The organism is Flavobacterium sp. F52 (genome assembly GCF_000278705.1).
In the GTDB taxonomy this organism is placed as follows: Bacteria; Bacteroidota; Bacteroidia; order Flavobacteriales; family Flavobacteriaceae; genus Flavobacterium; species Flavobacterium anhuiense.
In genome coordinates this window covers 225815-245570 of the sequence record NZ_AKZQ01000026.1, presented here as the reverse complement: position 1 = coordinate 245570, position 19756 = coordinate 225815, and the positions used below count along the sequence as shown (strand labels likewise).

19 protein-coding genes are annotated in these 19756 nt (G+C 29.6%); 7 read left to right on the top strand and 12 right to left on the bottom strand.

The features are described from left to right. Positions 1-46: 46 nt before the first annotated feature. Complete coding sequence (locus tag FF52_RS12570; protein ID WP_008465967.1) at positions 47-604, bottom strand: hypothetical protein; 558 nt, start codon at positions 602-604, stop codon at positions 47-49. A gap of 112 nt (positions 605-716) precedes the next feature. Here FF52_RS12570 and FF52_RS12565 point away from each other — a divergent pair, with 112 nt between their 5' ends. Both FF52_RS12565 and FF52_RS12560 read left to right on the top strand, forming a co-directional pair. Next, complete coding sequence (locus FF52_RS12565) at positions 717-989, top strand: helix-turn-helix transcriptional regulator (protein ID WP_008465966.1); 273 nt, start codon at positions 717-719, stop codon at positions 987-989. Between the two features lie 90 nt (positions 990-1079). Continuing rightward, positions 1080-2009: a hypothetical protein gene (locus FF52_RS12560; protein ID WP_008465965.1), complete on the top strand. Its 930-nt coding sequence runs from the start codon at positions 1080-1082 to the stop codon at positions 2007-2009. A gap of 39 nt (positions 2010-2048) precedes the next feature. Here FF52_RS12560 and FF52_RS12555 read toward each other — a convergent pair whose 3' ends face one another. The 5 genes from FF52_RS12555 to FF52_RS12535 form a co-directional block, all read right to left on the bottom strand. Then, positions 2049-2261: a hypothetical protein gene (locus tag FF52_RS12555; RefSeq protein WP_008465963.1), complete on the bottom strand. Its 213-nt coding sequence runs from the start codon at positions 2259-2261 to the stop codon at positions 2049-2051. A 6-nt stretch (positions 2262-2267) separates the two neighbouring features. Beyond that, entirely contained in the window at positions 2268-2861 is a 594-nt protein-coding gene (locus FF52_RS12550) for a hypothetical protein (RefSeq protein WP_035691478.1), read from the bottom strand. Positions 2862-3035: 174 nt separating this feature from the next. Next, positions 3036-3614 (bottom strand): hypothetical protein, encoded by a 579-nt coding sequence (locus FF52_RS12545; protein ID WP_008465960.1) that lies wholly within the window; start codon positions 3612-3614, stop codon positions 3036-3038. Positions 3615-3716: 102 nt separating this feature from the next. Further along, positions 3717-6638: a histidine kinase gene (locus FF52_RS12540; RefSeq protein ID WP_192811811.1), complete on the bottom strand. Its 2922-nt coding sequence runs from the start codon at positions 6636-6638 to the stop codon at positions 3717-3719. An 82-nt stretch (positions 6639-6720) separates the two neighbouring features. Further along, positions 6721-7476: a LytR/AlgR family response regulator transcription factor gene (locus tag FF52_RS12535; RefSeq protein ID WP_008465958.1), complete on the bottom strand. Its 756-nt coding sequence runs from the start codon at positions 7474-7476 to the stop codon at positions 6721-6723. Positions 7477-7639: 163 nt separating this feature from the next. Here FF52_RS12535 and FF52_RS12530 point away from each other — a divergent pair, with 163 nt between their 5' ends. Beyond that, positions 7640-8569 (top strand): HNH endonuclease, encoded by a 930-nt coding sequence (locus tag FF52_RS12530; RefSeq protein ID WP_008465957.1) that lies wholly within the window; start codon positions 7640-7642, stop codon positions 8567-8569. An 8-nt stretch (positions 8570-8577) separates the two neighbouring features. On the opposite strand, the gene FF52_RS12525 is transcribed toward FF52_RS12530, so the two are convergent. Genes FF52_RS12525 through FF52_RS12515 form a run of 3 tightly spaced genes read right to left on the bottom strand, consistent with a single transcriptional unit; the run spans position 8578 to position 12033 of the window. After that, positions 8578-10635 carry an ATP-binding protein gene (locus FF52_RS12525; RefSeq protein WP_008465955.1) on the bottom strand — a complete coding sequence of 686 codons (2058 nt, stop codon included), beginning with the start codon at positions 10633-10635 and terminating at the stop codon, positions 8578-8580. Beyond that, positions 10622-11101: a hypothetical protein gene (locus FF52_RS12520; protein ID WP_008465948.1), complete on the bottom strand. Its 480-nt coding sequence runs from the start codon at positions 11099-11101 to the stop codon at positions 10622-10624. The genes FF52_RS12525 and FF52_RS12520 overlap by 14 nt, the downstream gene beginning before the upstream one ends. 2 nt (positions 11102-11103) lie before the next feature. Further along, on the bottom strand, positions 11104-12033 hold the full coding sequence (locus FF52_RS12515; protein ID WP_008465947.1) for a hypothetical protein: 930 nt from the start codon (positions 12031-12033) through the stop codon (positions 11104-11106). Between the two features lie 86 nt (positions 12034-12119). Between FF52_RS12515 and FF52_RS12510 the strand changes: the two genes are divergently transcribed. From FF52_RS12510 to FF52_RS12495, 4 genes are all read left to right on the top strand, one after another. After that, positions 12120-13073 carry a hypothetical protein gene (locus FF52_RS12510; RefSeq protein WP_035691475.1) on the top strand — a complete coding sequence of 318 codons (954 nt, stop codon included), beginning with the start codon at positions 12120-12122 and terminating at the stop codon, positions 13071-13073. Between the two features lie 73 nt (positions 13074-13146). Beyond that, positions 13147-14139, top strand: a complete 993-nt coding sequence (locus FF52_RS12505) for a hypothetical protein (protein WP_008465945.1) — start codon at positions 13147-13149, stop codon at positions 14137-14139. Positions 14140-14213: 74 nt separating this feature from the next. Next, positions 14214-15077: an HNH endonuclease gene (locus FF52_RS23180; RefSeq protein ID WP_008465944.1), complete on the top strand. Its 864-nt coding sequence runs from the start codon at positions 14214-14216 to the stop codon at positions 15075-15077. Positions 15078-15088: 11 nt separating this feature from the next. Then, positions 15089-15871: a hypothetical protein gene (locus tag FF52_RS12495; protein WP_008465943.1), complete on the top strand. Its 783-nt coding sequence runs from the start codon at positions 15089-15091 to the stop codon at positions 15869-15871. Between the two features lie 231 nt (positions 15872-16102). On the opposite strand, the gene FF52_RS12490 is transcribed toward FF52_RS12495, so the two are convergent. The 3 genes from FF52_RS12490 to araA all read right to left on the bottom strand — a co-directional run bounded on the left by FF52_RS12490 (position 16103) and on the right by araA (position 19629). After that, on the bottom strand, positions 16103-16570 hold the full coding sequence (locus FF52_RS12490; RefSeq protein WP_008465942.1) for an OsmC family protein: 468 nt from the start codon (positions 16568-16570) through the stop codon (positions 16103-16105). Between the two features lie 257 nt (positions 16571-16827). Further along, on the bottom strand, positions 16828-18012 hold the full coding sequence (locus FF52_RS12485) for an aldose epimerase family protein (RefSeq protein WP_035691472.1): 1185 nt from the start codon (positions 18010-18012) through the stop codon (positions 16828-16830). A gap of 108 nt (positions 18013-18120) precedes the next feature. Next, positions 18121-19629 (bottom strand): L-arabinose isomerase, encoded by a 1509-nt coding sequence (gene araA / locus FF52_RS12480; protein ID WP_008465940.1) that lies wholly within the window; start codon positions 19627-19629, stop codon positions 18121-18123. Positions 19630-19756 lie beyond the last annotated feature (127 nt).

Genomic DNA, 19756 nt, shown 5'->3' with positions numbered 1-19756 from the left:
TTAAATTAAGAAAAAAGCAACTCGTAATTTGAGTTGCTTTTTTTGGCTATCTACAGGTCGGACATGAACTTCTTCTTGCTTCACTACAACATTTCATTGAACAGTATATTCCAATCGAAGTTGAAGAATCAGTACTGTAACATTCTGACATTTTTCCAAGATGCGTGTAATGTGTTCCACTGAACGATTTTCCACACCACGAACATGTTTTACTACCTGAACTGGTTGATGAAGAACTATAACCATAACTTGGTGTTTCCTCTTTTTCTTTTAACTTCTTTTGAAAAGTGGCAATTCTATATTTAATTCCATTTATTAATTCATCATTATTTTTTGGTATTCCTCTTTTATTGCAATCAGCTGTATAACTTATGATATCCTGATTCAATTTTGTATAGTCTACAATTATCTTCTCATATTCCCAGTCCATCTTTATTGTATCCTCTCTTGCGATTAATTGTTCATTTTCCTTAATACAAGCGTTTTTTCTTGCCTGTAAATCAGCTGGCAAATCATTACAACTTATTATGAATAAAGAAATTATTCCCAAAAATAAAAATCTACTGACGTTTCCAAAATTTAAAAATGTAATTGTTTTTCTCATTGATTTCTTGATTAAAAAATTTAATTAATATGATATTTAAAATTTTTACAAAGATATAAATTATAGCATAAGTGCTATAATGATTTTGTTTTTTATATGTTCTTTTTGATATGTGGAAAAGAATGATAATAAATCAAGAAAGTTAATCTTCGATGAGGAAGGTTTAAAGTTGTTAGCGAGAAGACTAAAAGAGATACGTTCTGAAAAGGGAGTATCGCAAGAAGAGCTTGCTTATAGGGCTGAAATAACTTTATCACAGATTGCTAGAATAGAGACAGTAAAGATAAATCCAACTGTCAGTACGGTCTTCAAAATCGCTAGAGCATTAGATATTTCTCCAAGTGAAATATTTAATTTTGAATTGACTCAACCATCAACACAATAAGCCTTTTAATTAAAGTCATAAGATAAAAGCTACTCTAATTGAGAGTAGCTTTTTTTTGTATCTTTAAAAGTTTATAACCAAAAGTAAATTATGGAGATTGGCTATCAACTTGACCCTGAGCAATTTTATAAAGTATATGAAATTCATAATTCGTCTGTAAAATATACTTATTCTAAAGATGAATATCATATCTGTCGGTACTGTAATACTACTGATAAAAAGAAGTTTAGGTCTAGGGCACATTTAATACCTGAATTTACAGGAAACAACGACGTATTCTGCTATAATGAATGTGATGACTGTAATAATATGTTTGGTCTATATGAAACTCATCTCAGTGCATTCAGTGGTATACATAATACATTTATACCTATAAAAGGCAAAAAGCAATTTCCAAAGTTCAAGGATACCAAAAATGGTTTTACAAACCAATTTCAAGGTGATAATAAAACACTGATGAGGATTGAAGGGAATTCAGATTTTATCAAACACGAAAATGGCTTCATTAATATTGAATCGGTGACACAATCATTCATTCCGCTGTACGTATACAAGTCATTAACAAAGTTTGGCGTTTCAATGTTACCAAAAGAAGATTTGCAGAACTTTTCTAAAACAATTGACTGGCTAAAAAATCCTGAAAGTCAAGCTGAAAACTTCATACCATTGCTATTAATTCACAATGAAGGGAGACCTCCTTTAATAAAACCTATTGCTATTCTGATGAAAAGAAAAGACGAATATATTAAAAATGATGTACCTGAATACTCATTTATATTTGCATACGGCTTTCATCGTTTACAAATTTTTATTCCTTTCAATACAAAAGATGAAAGGTTAAGTAAAGAAACAATTATTCTACCGCTAAATTTTGAATTTGTACTTCAAAAAGAAAAAAATAAAGGATTCTGGAATTTTGGACACATGGATATGGATTGCCTAAAAAAAGTAAAATTACGAGACAACTTCAAAGCTAAATTCACACCGCAAAGTGGAGATTTTAGTAAATTTAAAAAATAAGGGATAGCGTTAATCAAGCTATCCCTTTTTCATCATATTCTAATCTATTAAAGTATATATACTAATATCACTCATAATAAATTCCCTAACATCATTAATGTTTTCATTAAATATATCATCATCACTAACAGTGAATACATCTCTTTCAGTAGCATTAAATTCTTCTAGAATTGTCTCAGAATTTATTTTTGCTTTACCTTGATAATTAACACGCATGTATATTATTAAATGCTCTAATTCTATTCTTTTCATAAATATTTAAAATTTAATTTTTTCTCCTTTAGATGTTACTCCTTCATATTTATTCTTTTCTTTTCGAATGAAAGCATCGTAATATCTTTGTATAGCGCTGAAGAACAAATCAGAGTTATCATATCTATTATAAAAAGGGCAAAAAAATATTTCAGTACCTATTTCAATAGCCACAGAAACAACTTTATTGTTCTTTTCAATTATACCAATTAGTTTACCAAAATCCGTGTCTTCTGCAAAAATAGATTTACCTTTTAACTTTCCTTTGAGGGCAATATATTCGGTTTTACGAACGAAATTTCTCGCAAGGTCAATTAATTCTATAGGTTCATTTCGATGTACGATTATATCTTCTTCGAATGCGGATAAAATCGCTTTTGGAGTATTATCGTTTTTCTCATATAAACTTATTTTTGCTTTTTTCATATCCGAAACAACTATCTTATACCATTCATTTTCATGAAAAATCGCAAACTCAAAATCGCAATTTGAGTATATTGCAGTCAATTTCAAAATTACATCTCCATTATCGAATCTATAGACAGGCTCAGATTCAAGAGATATTTTAATCATTGATTCGAATAATTCCTTTTTATCCATTTCTCTACTTTAATTGATTATATATTTTCTAATAATAATTCTAGCGAAAATAAATCCGTAATTAATTTAAATACTTCATGAATTAGTTATCGTACCGATTTACCAATTAAACGTTGGATAAAAGCAAAAAACTATACATCTCTGAATAGTTTTTTAATTATCTTAAAAATATTTTTAAGACTTGTACTTCTCAATTTTTGTGAAATTCCCAGTTATTTTAACTTCTTTCTTTTTGTTATTATCATAAGTTTGTTCAATTTTTTCAAAACTAAACTCAGCACTCATCGTAACTCCATCAAAATAAGTTACTTTTAATTGTCCTATTGTAGTATCCTGCAAAAAATAAACACTGTTTGAAAGACCATTAAAACTAATTTGAAAATCAAAACCTGAAGAATTTATATTAAAAACCTGACCTTGTTTTATATCTTTTCCTAATTTGATAGAAACATATCCGCTTCCTGCTAAAGAAATTCCTTCTACTGAATCTATATAACCACTTACTGAATACTCTTTTTCTCCATAACTATCTTGAGACCAATTAAATGTATGGATTTTCTTGTCATAATTTGGCGGATTTGAATCAAAATGCTCTTGATAAGTCGAATTATCAATTTTCATTGAAACTTTTGAATCTTTATCTACTCCATTAATAGCATCATTTATTTCATCTACATCGCTACTACAACTACTAAATAGTGTCAAAAAAAATGTATATGCAAAAATCTTACTAAGTAATTTTAAATCATTCATTATATTGTTTTTAAGATTAATATAAATCAAAATTACTCTCAAAAAAGTGCAAAAATTTGAACAATTAGTTACCGTATCTCTTTTCTGATTAGTCGTTAAAATTTAAGAAATTATCAATCTCAAACTAACTTTAGTCCCTTCATTTAATACTGAAGAAATAGTTACTGGATTTAAATTATCTTTTTGGAATAAAGCAAGACGCTCTTTTGCTAAATCAATACCTTTAGATTTATAGAGAAGATTTAAATTTACTGATTGCATTCCTTTTCCATTATCCATGATTTCGCAGATGAGATAATTGTCTTGTTGCATAAAGGATAACATCAATTTTGGCGAAATTGAATGAGAATCAAATGCATGAACAAATGCGTTTTCAATAAATGGCTGAATCAACATTGGAGGAATTTCAATTTCAAATAAGTCTAATTGCTCATCAATAATGAGCTCAAATGCAACTTGATTTTTAAACCTCATATTTTCTAACTTAATATAAGATTGTAAATACTCAATCTCCTCATCTAATATGATTCGCTGAATAGCTGAGTTATTAAGTGTCTGACGAATTATTTTAGAAAATTCTCCCATATACATTAGAGCATCGTCCGTATTATTATCTATGATATAATTCTGAATAGAATTCATAGCATTAAAAATAAAATGGGGGTTCATTTGGCTTTGTAATGCCTCCATTTTGGTTTCAGCTAAACGTTTTTGTATTTCAGCTTTTGCACGTTCCTCAGACTTAATGATTCTGATACGCTTTAGATAAACCAAATAACCAAAAACACATATAAAAAATAAGCTTCCTAATAAAAACCACCATGTCTTCCAAAAAGGCGGAGTTATTAAAATTGTTAAAATATCATTTGAAGATACCCTACCTGCAAACAAATCTTTTGTTTGCAACCTAATTTGATACTTTCCACTTGGCAAATATGTAAGATTTATATTTTTATCTTTAGTCCATTTAGTCCAATTCGAATTCTCTAATCCAATTAACTTATAACGGTATTCTAATTTGTCAGGATACTGTATATTTTGAGGTTCAAATGCAATTGAAATTACATTCTGATTGTATGGAAGTATTATCTGGTTTGAATCGTATTTTAGCCATTTAAAACGATTCTGATTGATTGACTCAAAATTGGTTTCAACTCCTGTGATTTTAATATTTGGGGCGTTGGTTTCTGTCGATAAATAATTTTTAAAATCAAATTCGAAATATCCATCTTGCGTTCCCATAGTCAAGATTGACCCATTTATATTTGAAGAAGTAAATGCTTTAGTTTTTAATCCCTGCTCTTCATCAATAAAACGAATTGTTCCATTTTTATAGATATTAAGCCCCTTTTCAGTCCCTATAAATAAACAGTCTTTATAACATTCCACAAAAGAAATCGAATTGCCTATTAGTTGGGAATGGCTAATTTTCTTAGTTATTTTAAACCCTTTATGAACATCAATTATAAAAACATCTCCGAATGAATTTGCAACTACAAGTTGTTTTTTGTTATTAACTCTCGCTTGAACTAATTCTTTTTCTTTCCATATTTTGTTAAAACTATAGGAATAAGGTGCATCATTTTTATAACTATATAAACCTCCAGATAATGAAGCTATATAGTATTTATCATATAATGCTAAAATTGAAAAAGCATCTCGAGGAGTATTTTCATCTGACAATTCATATATTTTAAAACCTTCATTATTTCTATAATTATCAGATTTATAAAACTTACCATAAGCAATCTGGTAAATTATCTTATTCAAGTTCATAAAATTAAAAGCACTAACCGAATACGGATAATAAATCTTTATTTTTCCTTCATTGTTTATCCCGAATAAACCCGTCGTAGAATTAACCCAAATAATATTATTGATTATTTGGACACTTCTCAATTCTAAATCTTTAAGTCTGCTTTCATCAAAATACACGCTATTTTCAAACTTCTTAAGCTCAGGATTTCTATAAAATGAAGACCTCATAAAGTCATAAAACACATCTTTTGAAATTTCTTTGCTTATTTTTCCTTCTTTTAAGAAAAGTAAGCCATCCTTATGCAAAAGAATTTTTTGATTTTGATAATTTTGGATTGATACTATACTTAATTTAGGTTTTCCTAAGAATGATGGGGAGTAGTATCTTATATTTTGTTTTAAATCAACTTTAAAAAAACCTTTATCGATAGTGCCTACATAAAGTATATCCACTTTTTTATCGTAAAACAAACTCCAGACTTCGGTACTTTCGATTCCAAAAGAAGAATTCATTTTTATTAGTTTATCTCCTTCATTTTTAAAAATGCCTCCTGTAGAAATATTTATGGCATTCCCAGCAATATATGTTATGCCTCGTTTGTCAGTCGCAAAATTCCAGAAAACAGTACTCCCGAAATACGTATTAGATTGTTTACCTGAAAAATAATCTTTAATACTAATTTTATTAATCGCTCTATTTTTCTCTTCACTGTAACAAAAAAACAAGCTGTCATTTGCTTTATGAATTGAAAAAATTCCTGTATGGTCATGGTTTACTAAGCGTATCGTATTAGCTTCTAAATCGACTTTCCAGAATCCATCGTTGAAAGTTCCAAAATAGATTTTAGAATTAATTTCAACAAAATCCATTACCTGAAATAGCTTTCTACGCCCAATTACTCTTTTACTTAAAATAATTTTATGAGTTTTAATATCTAGGACAGAAATTCCAAACTCAGTTCCTATATAAAGAAGATTTTTATGGATAAATAATCGTCTGATTTTATCATGAATTAAACCGTTTTTATGATTTAATATTTTAAACTTTTTACCATCAAAAAAAGTTAAACCTCCACCATGACTCCCGAACCACATATCATGATTTTCGTCTTCTGTTATCGCCCAACAGCTATTATGAGCTAATCCATCTGAAACATAGTAATTCTTTACCCCTCCATTTTGAATTGCTGACAATCCATTTGCAGTTCCAATCCAAAGAATTCCTCTAGAATCCTTGTAAATTGAATAAACACTATTATTTGGCAATCCATCTATGGTAGAAAAGTTTCTAGATGGAAATTGTTGCGATAAAGTAATCTCAACAATAAAGAAAAGTATAAATAACAGATTATTTTTTCTGGAGGATAGCATTTATGAATTCTTCTTTTTTTCTAACAGATACAGGCAGACTTTCTCCATTGCTAAGTTCAACAAGGAGTTCATTGGTTTTATTAAATCTAATAACATAATTCAGATTTACTAAATATGTTTTATGGATTCTTTGAAAAATGGAACTTGGAAGAAGTTCTTCAACGTATTTTAAAGTTTTAGATAAGGTAATATTTCTGCCATTTAGACAAACAATTTTGCAATAATTACTATCTGCTTCACAATACAGTATTGCGTTCGTTTTAAGCAACTCAAATCCATTTTCTGTTGGTAATGCTATCCTATTAAATTCAGAGCCTCCGGTGTCGATATTTTCTAGTAGCAACTTTAGCTTTTCTTCTTGAGATGCTTTATGTTGCTTTTCATCATATTTTTTAACTGTCTCCAACAAATCAATATAATTAATTGGTTTCAGTAGATAATCTAAAGCACTACATTTTATAGCATCTATAGCAAACTCTGAGTGAGCAGTCGTGAAAATAACTTCAAAATTAACTTTACTTAATTCCTTAAAAAGTTGAAAGCCATTTTTATTAGGCATTTGAATATCCAAAAAAACTAATTCTGGATTGAATTTTTCGATAGATGGAATCGCATCATCAACACTTTCACATTTATCAAGAACTAAAAATTTATCTGGAAAATAACGAGTAAGTAGTTTTTCTAAAAACTCTCTTGCGTTGTATTCATCGTCTACAATTATAGTTTTAATCATTTGATAAATGTAAAATATTTTATTTATTTGATAAGATTCAATTAGTAAACGTACATTAAAGTGGAGTAATCGGATTATAAATCTATTGTGCAAAAAAAAAAATAGAATCTACTATCATGACGAATTAAGAAAACATTTTTTTAAATTAACTACTACTTTTATTATGAATAAAAATGCATTAGATTTTTGGCAAAAATATGAACTAATAGAATCTACAAAAACATTTATAGCAATTTCTAATAATCCCAAGAGCTGTAGATTTTGCAATTTAGATGAACAACATACAACTTTTAATACTGAAGCTCATCTTATTCCTGAACTTATGGGCGAAAATAAAATTATAAGTTATGACGAATGTGATAAATGTAATAATAAATTTAGTGGATTTGAATCCCATTTATCTATATTTTTCAGACCTTATTTAACAATAATGGGGGTAAAAGGGAAAAAAAAAATTCCAACCTTTCAATCAAGAACGGAAGATGGGAATGAACATACAAGAACTATTATAACAGTGAATGACAACAAGCGAAATGTTATCTTACAGAACCTCGATGATTATCAAATTAGTAAAGAGAACAAGACTTTCACAATAACATTTAGAAAGCCCCCTCATAAACCTTTTCTAGTTTATAAATCTCTTGTTAAAATTGCGTTGTCACTTTTACCTAGTGAAAAAATCAAAGACTATAAAAATGTGTTCGATTGGATTCTAGACAAGTCAAATGAAACAGATGCATTTATCACTGCATTTATCACTGTGATAAAAGCGGGGAAATTCCGAAAACCTTTTGCTGAATTATATTCTGCAAAAAGAATCTATTATAAAAATCACTTTTTACCCGAAATGACTTGTATAATTGGTTTTGGGAATGTTGTCGTTCAAATATTTCTTCCCTTATCAAATACGTTTGATTATAAAAAAGCAAAATTAAAAACCCCGACTTTAAACTTATTCCCCTCAGTCATCTATGACAAAAACAAAACTGTATTTAATTTTAAAGCAATTGATTTAATTGAAAAAAATTCTATAACTTATAATGAAATACTACATTTTTCTTTTGAAGATGCCGAAATTAATATCCCTCGATGATACCGATATTATCTTGAGATAGGTTGAATTAATTTCCCATCAATTTTTATTAAGTTAAAATCAATATCTTTTGTTGCTGTTGCGAATGCTTCGTCAGAATTTTCAAAAGAAGCAAAAATTAATATTTGAGAATCTTTGTGTTGAGATATATTTTTTAAAAAATTATGAAAACTTTCAATTGCGGCATCCTGTTGTTTTGGCTCATCCATCATAATCAATCTTGGATGGTTACCATTGAATTTTATAGAAGTATTTAACAAACTAAATGTGTAAGCCCAAATACATCTAATGAAGTCACTTCCAGACGAATCGAATCTTATATCATAATCTTTTGTTTCATCACCAAATGGTTTACGTATAACAGGTAAATAGTTTTCCTTAGACAAATGAATTACCTCACTTTGTTGGCTCGTATAGCTAAATTCCTTAAGTAAAATTTTGAAATTCTGTTCTAAAAAGTTTAATTTTTCATTGTCTAAACTTGAGAAATAATTTCTAGGCAATCCATTTTCGTCTGAGATAATTTTTTCCCATTCTTTAGAAAGTTTTTTTAAATCTTCTACTAAAAGATTGAAATCTTCCAGATATTTACTATAAAACTCTATTCTTTTTTTTAGGTTAAGACGATTTTCAATTTCAATAATGGATGGAAGTCTTTCATCCGAAATTAATTCCTTTTTAATTTGTCTTACATTGGCTCTAGCTTCTGACAACTTTGACCTATAAACATCCATCTTTTTTTCTTTCTCTCTGATTGTTCTCTTCTGACCATCAATATAAACCGAAATCATTTTTATTTGAGCATCGATAAAATCAATATTTTCATCCAAGCGCATTGGAATTTGTTCTACCTCCAAAGGCAATAGCGAATCCTTTAAATCCTGATTACAAGTTGGACAGCTATCATTAGCAACTTTTAAATTAAAATCTGAGCCTAGATTTTTAACTTTTAATGCTCCCTTATTTTTTCGCAAATCATCCTTAAGTAAATCTAACTGAGTTCTATAACTACGAAGTTTATCTACATCAAAATTTAATTCCGTCGATAATAATTCAAAATTTAACGATAGTTTGTTTATAAAAAGATTTAATTTCTCTAATTGAGATTCATCATTGGAAATATTTTGACCCACAGAATAAATAGATTTATTTTCTGTTTCTTTTAATTCTTTGATTTGTAAGTCAATGTAATCGGAGATTGAATAATCAACTTCGTCTTTGGTCAACAAAACATTAATTTTATTATAATCGTTTATTATAATAGGTTTTTGTTCAATACCAATTATTTTTCCTCCGCCTTTTTCAGCATGTCTAAAGAATTGATTATTCAATGATATCCATTTTTCTTCAATTAATCTTTTTGTAAAAGCAATTCTTTGTTTTCTCTTTTTATTTTCTGTTACATCCAATTTTAATAAAAATTCGATTGCTCGAGCTTCTTTATTTGTTAAACTGTAATATGGCATTGTTGCAAAAAAATCAGACCAGCCTGATTTTTGCTCAATCATAAAAGTTGATGCTATCTGTTGTATATAAAGCTTTCTGGAATCCCCAGAATTAGTTAAAACATTAGGAAGATTCCAACTTAAAAAGTTTTCCAAAAATAAATGAAAGCCATAAATTTCATCCGTTGCACCACCTTTGTCGTGAATATACATCGGTTTAAAATCAATAATATTACCTTCATTTTCATCAATATATTTACCAAAATAAACATCTACAAGTTGTGGTTTTCTACCCGAATTGCTAGCTACACTTCGTTTTATAGTGATAACCTCTTGTTTCTCATTTTCAATTTCAAGATAAACAAAGGACTGAATTACTTGATGAAAAGAACCTTCAGGAAATTCTACTTGGTCTCTAAAAACTGATTGCATTGTCTTTTCATTCTTTCCTCCGATAATCTCTTCAAATCCCAAACAATAAGTTATGGCTTGAAAGAGACTACTTTTACCACTTGTATTATTGGCTCTAATAATATTTAACCCTTCAACAAACTCATATTGCGAACCATACAATCCAGAAATTGTATTTATTTCAAACTTTATTTTATTAATTTTCAACATTGAATAATGACCATTTATTTGAAATAGATTCTATTCTATTATCCGTTATTTTTCTTTTCCCTACAAAATTCAAAAATTCTAATTCTTCATTAAAAACATCATTTTTTTTTATAAGTTTAAAAAAGCCTTTGCCTTTTTCTGTTAACAAATACTTACCTCCTTCAATTTTACAAATATCTTCTGCTACACAAAACAATAACGCTCTATTAAGCGCAGGCTCTATACCCCATACTGTCATTTCCTCAACATAATTATTCTTAATCAGTTCTAATACTTCATCTTTATTTTTATCATTTTTTAAAGCCCAACTCAATAGATGTAATTTCAATAAACTAGACTTATTTCCAGTACACGTAATACTTAAAATCATTACAATTTGAGCAATTTTATACATTGGCCTATAATCTGCAGGAATAGAAATTGGCTTTTTAGAAAATTTCAAACTTTTAATTTCAAAATCACTCATAATTATTCAAAATTTATTGGACATCTCAAAATCCAGTCTGCCATTACTTGATTTGTTAGATTAATAATCATTTCCTGCTCTAATTTTGGAAATGTAGCATTAAGTTTCTCAGTAACTAAATCTCTAAAGCTAAAATATAATTGATTTTTATCTTTCACAGGAAACATACATTTTTCAACTACTTCATTTTCAACTAGACTAACAATTGCTAAAAATTTCTCATATTCGGTTGGATATTGGTTTTCCCAAGTCCTCAATAAAATATTTCCACCTAAAAAAGATGCAATTGTTTTTTCAGTTAATATATCTACTCTTTCATCAACATTATTTGCACTGCTATCAAACCTTGATAAATGTTTTCTCTGAGCATTCTCCACCAATGATATTTCACTATCTTTCCATTTCAACTTCTCTCCTTCTGTAATTTCATCATTAGGAGATAAATTAATTTTTTGGTTAGTAGAATCTAAAGCTAGTGTTAAGTGGGGGTGAAGAAAATTAATGTCTTCGAAAATAATTTCAAAATTTTCATTATCAACAATAGACAACTGCCAAGATTTAACTTCATCTCTCTTTGATGTACAATGCGCAACTATGTCATTCTTACTATGAAGAGGAGTAACAAAATACCATTTATTGATTTTAGTATCTCCTAAAAAAGTCTTTAACTGTTTCTCATAAGTTTTAAGCTTTTTCAAATCTTTAGTTATCTTATCCCTGTGCTTTTCATATAAATCAGAGCTTGAATATGTTTCATCTGGACAATAACATTGAAAAACTTTACCAGTCCTTGTAAAACCCTCAATTCCATAATCTCCAGGTGTAGCTTTAACTTCGATATAAACTTCTTCTCTAAAATTTTGTTTAAAACAGATTTGACAAATATATTCCCACTTGTCTCCATCAAATGTTCCGAATTCAGTTTTTATCATTCTTAGAAATTAATTAGGCTCTAAAATTAATAAAATTTTATCAAGAATATGTTTATATTGTAGCCAATTAAAAGACATTATATCAGGTGATAAAAGATATACCAAATTCAGGTGAATATAAAAATATGGGCATCGAATGTTTACTTCAGGCCTATGACAATATTTGCAATGTAGACAATACCTTAAGTCCAGAAACTCCTCGTGATAAAATCTGGAATTACAATCAAATTGTTTTAAGAACTTCTATGGTACTAATTCATCAAGGAATTGAAGGATTACTTAAATCTGAAATTTGTAAAAAATCCCCACTACTGTTAATTGATAGAAAAAGAAGTGATTGGAAAACTCTACCTAATAGTGGAGATGAGTCTTTTTCTGATTTTAATACAATTGGTGGTGATGATTTATTAAAAACATTTTATGCTTGCGTAAGTTTAAAAGACATACATGAAAATTTCCCAATCCATTATGAAGAAATAAGAGTTAAACGAAATAAAATAGTTCATGGGCTAGGAACTGAAAGTTTAACCCCAGAATATGTCCTAAAATTAATTTTAAATTCATTTACATACCTATTAGGTAAAGATAGTTTTTGGGATTCTGTATTAAGTAAGTTTTATCAACACCCTGGATTTGACCATGATGATTCTCATGTAGAATGGCAAGATTGTAATCAATATATGAGGATGGAGTATCTGAACGCTTTTCTAGGAAAAAAAGAATTAAAAAAACATTTTTCTGTTAATATAACTGCACGGGAATATTTATGCCCTTTTTGTATTGAAAAAGGTGAAGAAATAACTGAAGAAGGAATTTTTAGACCCGATAGTAAGTGGGCATTTTTGAATCCAAATGAACCAAACTCAACAGATATGTCTTGTATAATTTGTCAAACAGATTTTGGAGTCATACGAGAAGATTGTATTAAAGAAGATTGTAAAGGCAATGTAAAATACTTACTTGAAGACGAAGATTTAGGAGATGAAGAAATATGGGTCTGTTTAACTTGTTGGCACGAAGAAACTAAAAAATATATTTAATACAACCTTTCATTTAACATCATTTGTCAGATTAAATAATTATAACATTATTCCAATTTAAAAATCAATATTTATGAATGAATTATACAATAAATTAGAATTGTATTTCAATTTTGACAAGAAAGATTTGGTAATTCAAAGCTTATTTAAATCAATAGTTCTCCTTTTCGGAGGTGCTTTATTAGGTGCTTTAATTACTGACTTTGAAATTTCTAAAGCTACCTTCATGATACTTTTATTGTTTTTATTCCTGCTCACAATTTATATTTATCTGGAATATAAATTTCTAATTAATCAAAAGAATTTTCCAATATCAATTTTAGAACATTTAACAGCAAAAGAAGATTTAGAAGTTTTAACAAAACACCATAATAGACAAAAAAAAGTTTTTGAATTTATTGACCATTCAATAATGTCACTAAACACTAATACTTGTCCTGTATCTTATGATGCAATTGACGACGCAATTTGTAGAGAAGACCTTAAAGAAAGTCTTTCAAATATATTAAATGACTTTATAAATAGGACTAATTATTTTCTTGAAGTTGATAAATTAAATTTTACCAATGGTGTTTATCTTAATGATATTCTAACATTTACAGAAAACATCCCTAGTGAATCCGTTCAGAACTTTAATTTTAAAGATGATTTAAACTTCAGCAAATATTTTGGAGATTTTGAGTATGATTTTAATTCTAAAGAAAAAGAATTCAAATTCCATTTGATATCCGCAATAAGTGAATCCATTTTATTTAGTAAATACATTTGTAAACAGCTAAGATTAAATGATAAAGATTATTCAATTGTAATTTCTCCAATTCCAAATATTTGTGATAGTTGTCCTCCTCGTGGCGTGATTTATGCAATATATGAAGGCACCGAAAATTGTAATTGCGATTCAAATAAAATATTAGAAATACATTGTAGGCTTTTAACAAATTGGATTTCAAAATACGAAGATTGTCTATATAATGACAAACTTAAAGAACTTGGAAATTCTGTTCAAAAAAGTAATTCGGAGCATCAACACAAAAAAACTAACATAACAGAAAATCCAGAAAATTAAACGCACATAAGAATCGCAAACAATTAAACCGAATTGAATACTCATTAATACATTTACCTTCTAATTTTAATAAAATGCTAAACCCCTTAAATGTAAAATGGATTAAAAGTGTAACAAGAGATAATGGTAAAGCTTGGGCATATACAAACTATAATCTGGGAGACACATTCTTATTAAATTTCTCCAAAAACCCCAAATGGTATCCAACAAATTACTTAAAAGCTAAACCTGGAGAAATAATTGTGCTATTTCAATCAATGTTACAAACTTCGGAATATCCCGCTGGATGGTATATGACACATTTAATTACTCCACTAGACAATCATATTGATAAAATAGATAATACATTACATCCTTATGTAAGATTAGTGGGGGTTGTTGGAAAACCAAGAAATTCAAACCCTATCAATAATGAATGGAGTTTATATAAATGTAATCGAGGTCAAATTTGTAAAATAGATACTATTGAAAACAAGAATAGAGACTTAACTATTTTACAAAAACAGGAATTCATCAGTAACTTATTTGAAATTGACACTCACTTATTAGAAAATTTGTCAAATATAGAATTTGAACAAATTGATTTCTACGAGAATGGAGTGGAAGAAGGTAGTGAGAAAACAAAACTCAAACTTCATAAATATAAAGAAAGAAATGCAGATATTATAATAAAAGCCAAAAATCAAGCTAGTCTACTTAATAAATTGTATTGTGAAGTATGCTCGTTCAATTTCGCAGATGAATACCCACATTTAGGAGAAGGATTTATAGAATGTCATCATAAAAATCCAATAGCAACTGGAGGAATTAGAATTACGAAGGTCGAAGACCTAGCAATTGTTTGTTCTAATTGTCATAGGATGCTTCATAGAAAAAATAATATTGGAAAGTATTATTCTGTGGACGAATTAAAGTTAATTATAAAGAATAAAATTTAAAAATCTAAAAAATGAGTTTAAATAAGCCTTTCCACAGAAATTATCGCCCTTTAAAGCAAAGCCCTAACTCGGGATATAGTAGCTGGGCTTATATTGTAGACCATTCTTATTCTGACAATCCAGAATATTACACAAGAGCTTTTTCAATTATTCAAGAAGATATAATTAAATTGTTTGAATTTGTTGAGCCTTCAGACATTAACAATTCAACATATTCTTTCAGAATACATGAATTGTTAATCAGAATTTGTATTGAAGTTGAAGCAAATTTCAAAGCAATATTGCGAGAAAACATCTTTAATCCAGTGGATAGATATAATGTAATCCGTCAAGAAAATAGTTGGAACATAAATGATTTTGCTATTGTAAATAAAACTCATCATTTAGATGATTATTCAATCAAACTTCCTTTTTGGAAAGGAACCACAAATATTAGAAAACCTTTTTACGAATGGAAACAAAACAGACCTTTACCATGGTATCAAGCTTACAACAAGTCTAAACATGATAGGGTTCATAATTTTGAAATTGCTAATTTCAGTAATTTAATTGATGCTTATGCGGGTTTATGTGTACTACTCTCTTCTCAATTTAGAACTGAAGATTTTAATCCAGGCAACCAAAGTCTTGGAGTAAATACAGATTCTTATTTTGGAGGAGGCTTCGGTATTGGTAATTTCTTAATTGTTGACTGGCCTGATGATTGGAGTGACTCTGAACTTTATGATTTTGATTGGTCAAATCTTAAAAATGAAACAATTCGCTTTAATAAAATTGATTATAATACAATTTAAAAAGGCATAATATCCCTTAATTGTTTATTTAGTTTCTGATATGCAAACGATAATTTCTTCAAATCCTCAATAAACAAGTTCGACAATTCAACTGTAAAGGGTACTTAAAAACCTCTTCTTAACGGAAGAGGTTTTTTTATGTCTTTTTTTAAACCATATAAGACCTGTAAGTAAATATAACTTTGCGTATAATTCAGTTTTTATTGATTGAACTTATATCACTTATATGGTTCAAACCTCACAACTCGCCTCATGCAAAACAGGAAAATTGCAGGAATTAGCAATAAAACACAACTCATTTGCTTTTTGATGCAGTTCTAAAGCCAATTCAATTTTATCCGAATTTGAGATTTTTACTTTTGGATATAATTTTGCTTCAATAAAACGTCCACTCCCGTCCGGATTTACTTCTAATGTTGCTTCTGCATTGTCTGAATATTCTAAAACTTCTATTCCGTTTTGAGAACAGACGTATAAATAGGACATCATATGGCAGGAAACTAAACTGCTTAACAGTAAATCTTCGGGATTGTATAATTCTGGATCACCTTTGAAGGCTTTTGCCGCTGAAACATCTAAAACTGGTTTTCCTTCAATTTTAATTTGATGGGTTTTGCTATAGAATCTTTTAGAAGAATCAACTGCATTTTTTTGTGAGGCCCAATTTACTTCTGCTTTGAATATATGTTTGAAGGTCATAAATAATTATTATTTTTTGCCACGACCCGAATGATATTGAACAGGCGAAGCAATTCACGAATTTACGCAAATTGAATCGCTTTAAAACGCTGCTTTTTTAATTTCACTAATTAAAATCAATACTAATTACTAAGAAATTCGTGAATTGCTTCGCCTGTTCAATATCATTCGGGTCGTGGTAGAAAAACTTAAATAAAAAAACCTCGAAAGCATTTCCTTTCGAGGTCTTTAGAAAATTAATTAACAAATTCTAAAAATTATTTTTGAACTGAAAACTTAAAGGTTGTTTTCGTTTTATAATTTTCTCCTGGGTTTAGAACCGTTGTTGGGAAGTTTTTTTGGTTTGGAGAATCTGGATAATGTTCTGTTTCTAAACATAATCCTGTTCTGTGTGCAAAAGTTCCTCCGTTGGGCATTGGCAATGTTCCATCAAGGAAATTTCCAGAGTAAAACTGAATTCCAGGTTCGTCTGTTGTCATTTCCATAACTCTTCCGCTTGCTGCGTGATATACTTTTGCAATGATTGTTTTCCCTTTTTCAGGATTGTTCAATACCCAGCAATGGTCGTAACCTTTTCCTTTTTCTAACTGATCATTTTTAGCATTGATGTCTTTTCCAATTAATTTTGGAGTTCTGAAATCGAAAGGAGTACCTGCAACATCATCTAATTTTCCTGTAGGAATTAAATCAGCATCAACTGGAACTAATTTATCAGCATTTAAAGTCAATTCATGATCTAAGATGGTTTTGGTAAAATCTCCAGATAAATTGAAATAAGAATGCTGTGTTAAGTTTACAACTGTTTTCTTATCAGTTGTTGCTTCGTATAAAACTTCCAACTGATTATCTTTTGTCAATGTGTAAGTCACAAAAACTTTCAAAGTTCCCGGATAACCTTCTTCCATATCTTTACTTACATAAGATAATTTTAAAGAAGCCGTTTCACCAGATTTAACCTCATCGGCTTTCCAAACTACATTGAAGAATCCTTGCGGACCGCCGTGTAAAGCATTTGGCGCATTGTTGATAGCTAACTGATATTCTTTTCCATCTAAAGTAAATTTTCCTTTAGCAATACGATTTCCGAATCTTCCAATCAAAGCTCCAAAAAATGGATTTTCTTTTTCATATTGTGCCAAAGAATTAAATCCTAGTACAACATTTTCTGAAACGCCAGCTTTATTGGGCACTTTCAAATCGGTAATTCTTCCTCCAAAAGTGATTATGTCCACTTCCATCCCATTTTGGTTTTTCAGTTTATAGCTCTCCACTTTTTCGCCTTTGGCTGTTGTTCCGTATTCTGATTTTTCGATTGTAACTTCTGCTTTTTTATCTGAAGAAACTGTAGTGTTATCCATTTTTTTATCGCTTTTGCATTGAACTGTAACTGTAGCAATACCTAGCATGCTTAGTATGAAAAGGGAACGTTTTAATACATTCATAAATGATAGTTTTTTAAGTTAGTAAAGTCTCAAAGTCGAAAGTCTTAAAGTCAATTCCTCAAAGTAACTAAATCTTTAAGACTTTATGACATTAGACTTTTGACTAATTTAAAGTCCGTGCTGAAACAAATGATAGTATGCTTCGTTGGCATTGATTTTATCTTTAAACTCTCTTATCGTAGTTTTTTCATCAATAACCAACAATTCGATTCCGGCAATATCGGCAAAATCTTCCATATATTCTGTTGTTAAAGACTGGCTGTAAACCGTGTGGTGTGCTCCACCAGCCAAAATCCAAGCTGTTGCCGCAACTTCAAGATTTGGTTTGCAATCCCAAAGAACGCGTGCAACTGGAAGTTTTGGTAATTCTGCCATTGGTTTTACTGCTTCAACTTCGTTTACAATTAAACGGAAACGAGTTCCCATATCAACCAAAGAAACATTGATGGCATCTCCTGCAGGTGAATTAAATACCAAACGAGCTGGATCTTCTTTTCCGCCAATTCCTAAAGGATGCACTTCGCAAGAAGGTTTCCCGTCAGCAATTGATGGACAGATTTCCAACATGTGAGAACCTAAAACATATGATTTTTGAGGTGTGAAATGGTATGTGTAATCTTCCATGAAAGAAGTTCCGCCTTCAAGACCAACACACATCACTTTTAAAGCTCTAACCATTGCAGCTGTTTTCCAGTCTCCTTCTCCACCAAAACCATAACCATCGGCCATTAATCTTTGTGTTGCAATTCCTGGCAATTGTTTCCAAGCACCAAGATTTTCGAATGTATCTGTGAAAGCTCCAAAACCTCCTTCTTCAAGGAAAGCTCTTAAACCTAATTCGATTTTTGCCGCTTCAACCAAAGAACTTCTTTGAGCGCCGCCTTCTTTTAAAGAATCTGTCAAGTTATAAGAAGACTCATAAACGGCTAATAAATCAGCTAATTGTTTGTCCGTTACTTTCTCTATATGTTTAGTCACATCCGAAGAATCGTATCCATTTACCGAAACGCCAAAACGAATTTGTGCCTCAACTTTATCACCTTCTGTAACGGCAACTTCACGCATATTGTCTCCAATACGAGCAACTTTTAGATTTTGAAGTTCGTCCCATCCAAGAGCAACTCTTGACCAGATGCCTAATTTTTTCTGAACTCTCTCGTCTTCCCAGTGCCCAACCACAACTTTACGTTTTTTACGTAAACGAGACATAATGAAACCGAATTCACGATCTCCGTGAGCCGATTGGTTCAAGTTCATGAAATCCATGTCAATGCTTCCCCACGGAATTTCGGCATTGTATTGCGTGTGTAAATGGCATAATGGTTTTTTAAGGATATTTAATCCGCCAATCCACATTTTTGCCGGTGAGAAAGTGTGCATCCAAGCAATAATTCCGATACAGTTTTTAGCTGAATTTGCAGCCAAACAAACATCTAAAATTTGCGAAGGCGATTTCACCACATCTTTATAAACTACTTTTACTGGAATTGAAGACGAAGCATCTAATCCTTTTGCAATAATTTGCGAATGTTCTGCTACTTTTCTAAGCGTTTCTTCACCGTATAATTCTTGGCTGCCTACTACAAACCATACTTCTTTTTGAGATATATCAATCATTTTGTTTAATCGTTTATTTGTTTAACCGTCAAATCGTTTTTCTTTATCTAAAAATTCACGATTAACGAAAGTCTTTTCTCTATGTTCTTTATTCTATTTTCTTTATTCTATTTTCTTTAATCTAAAA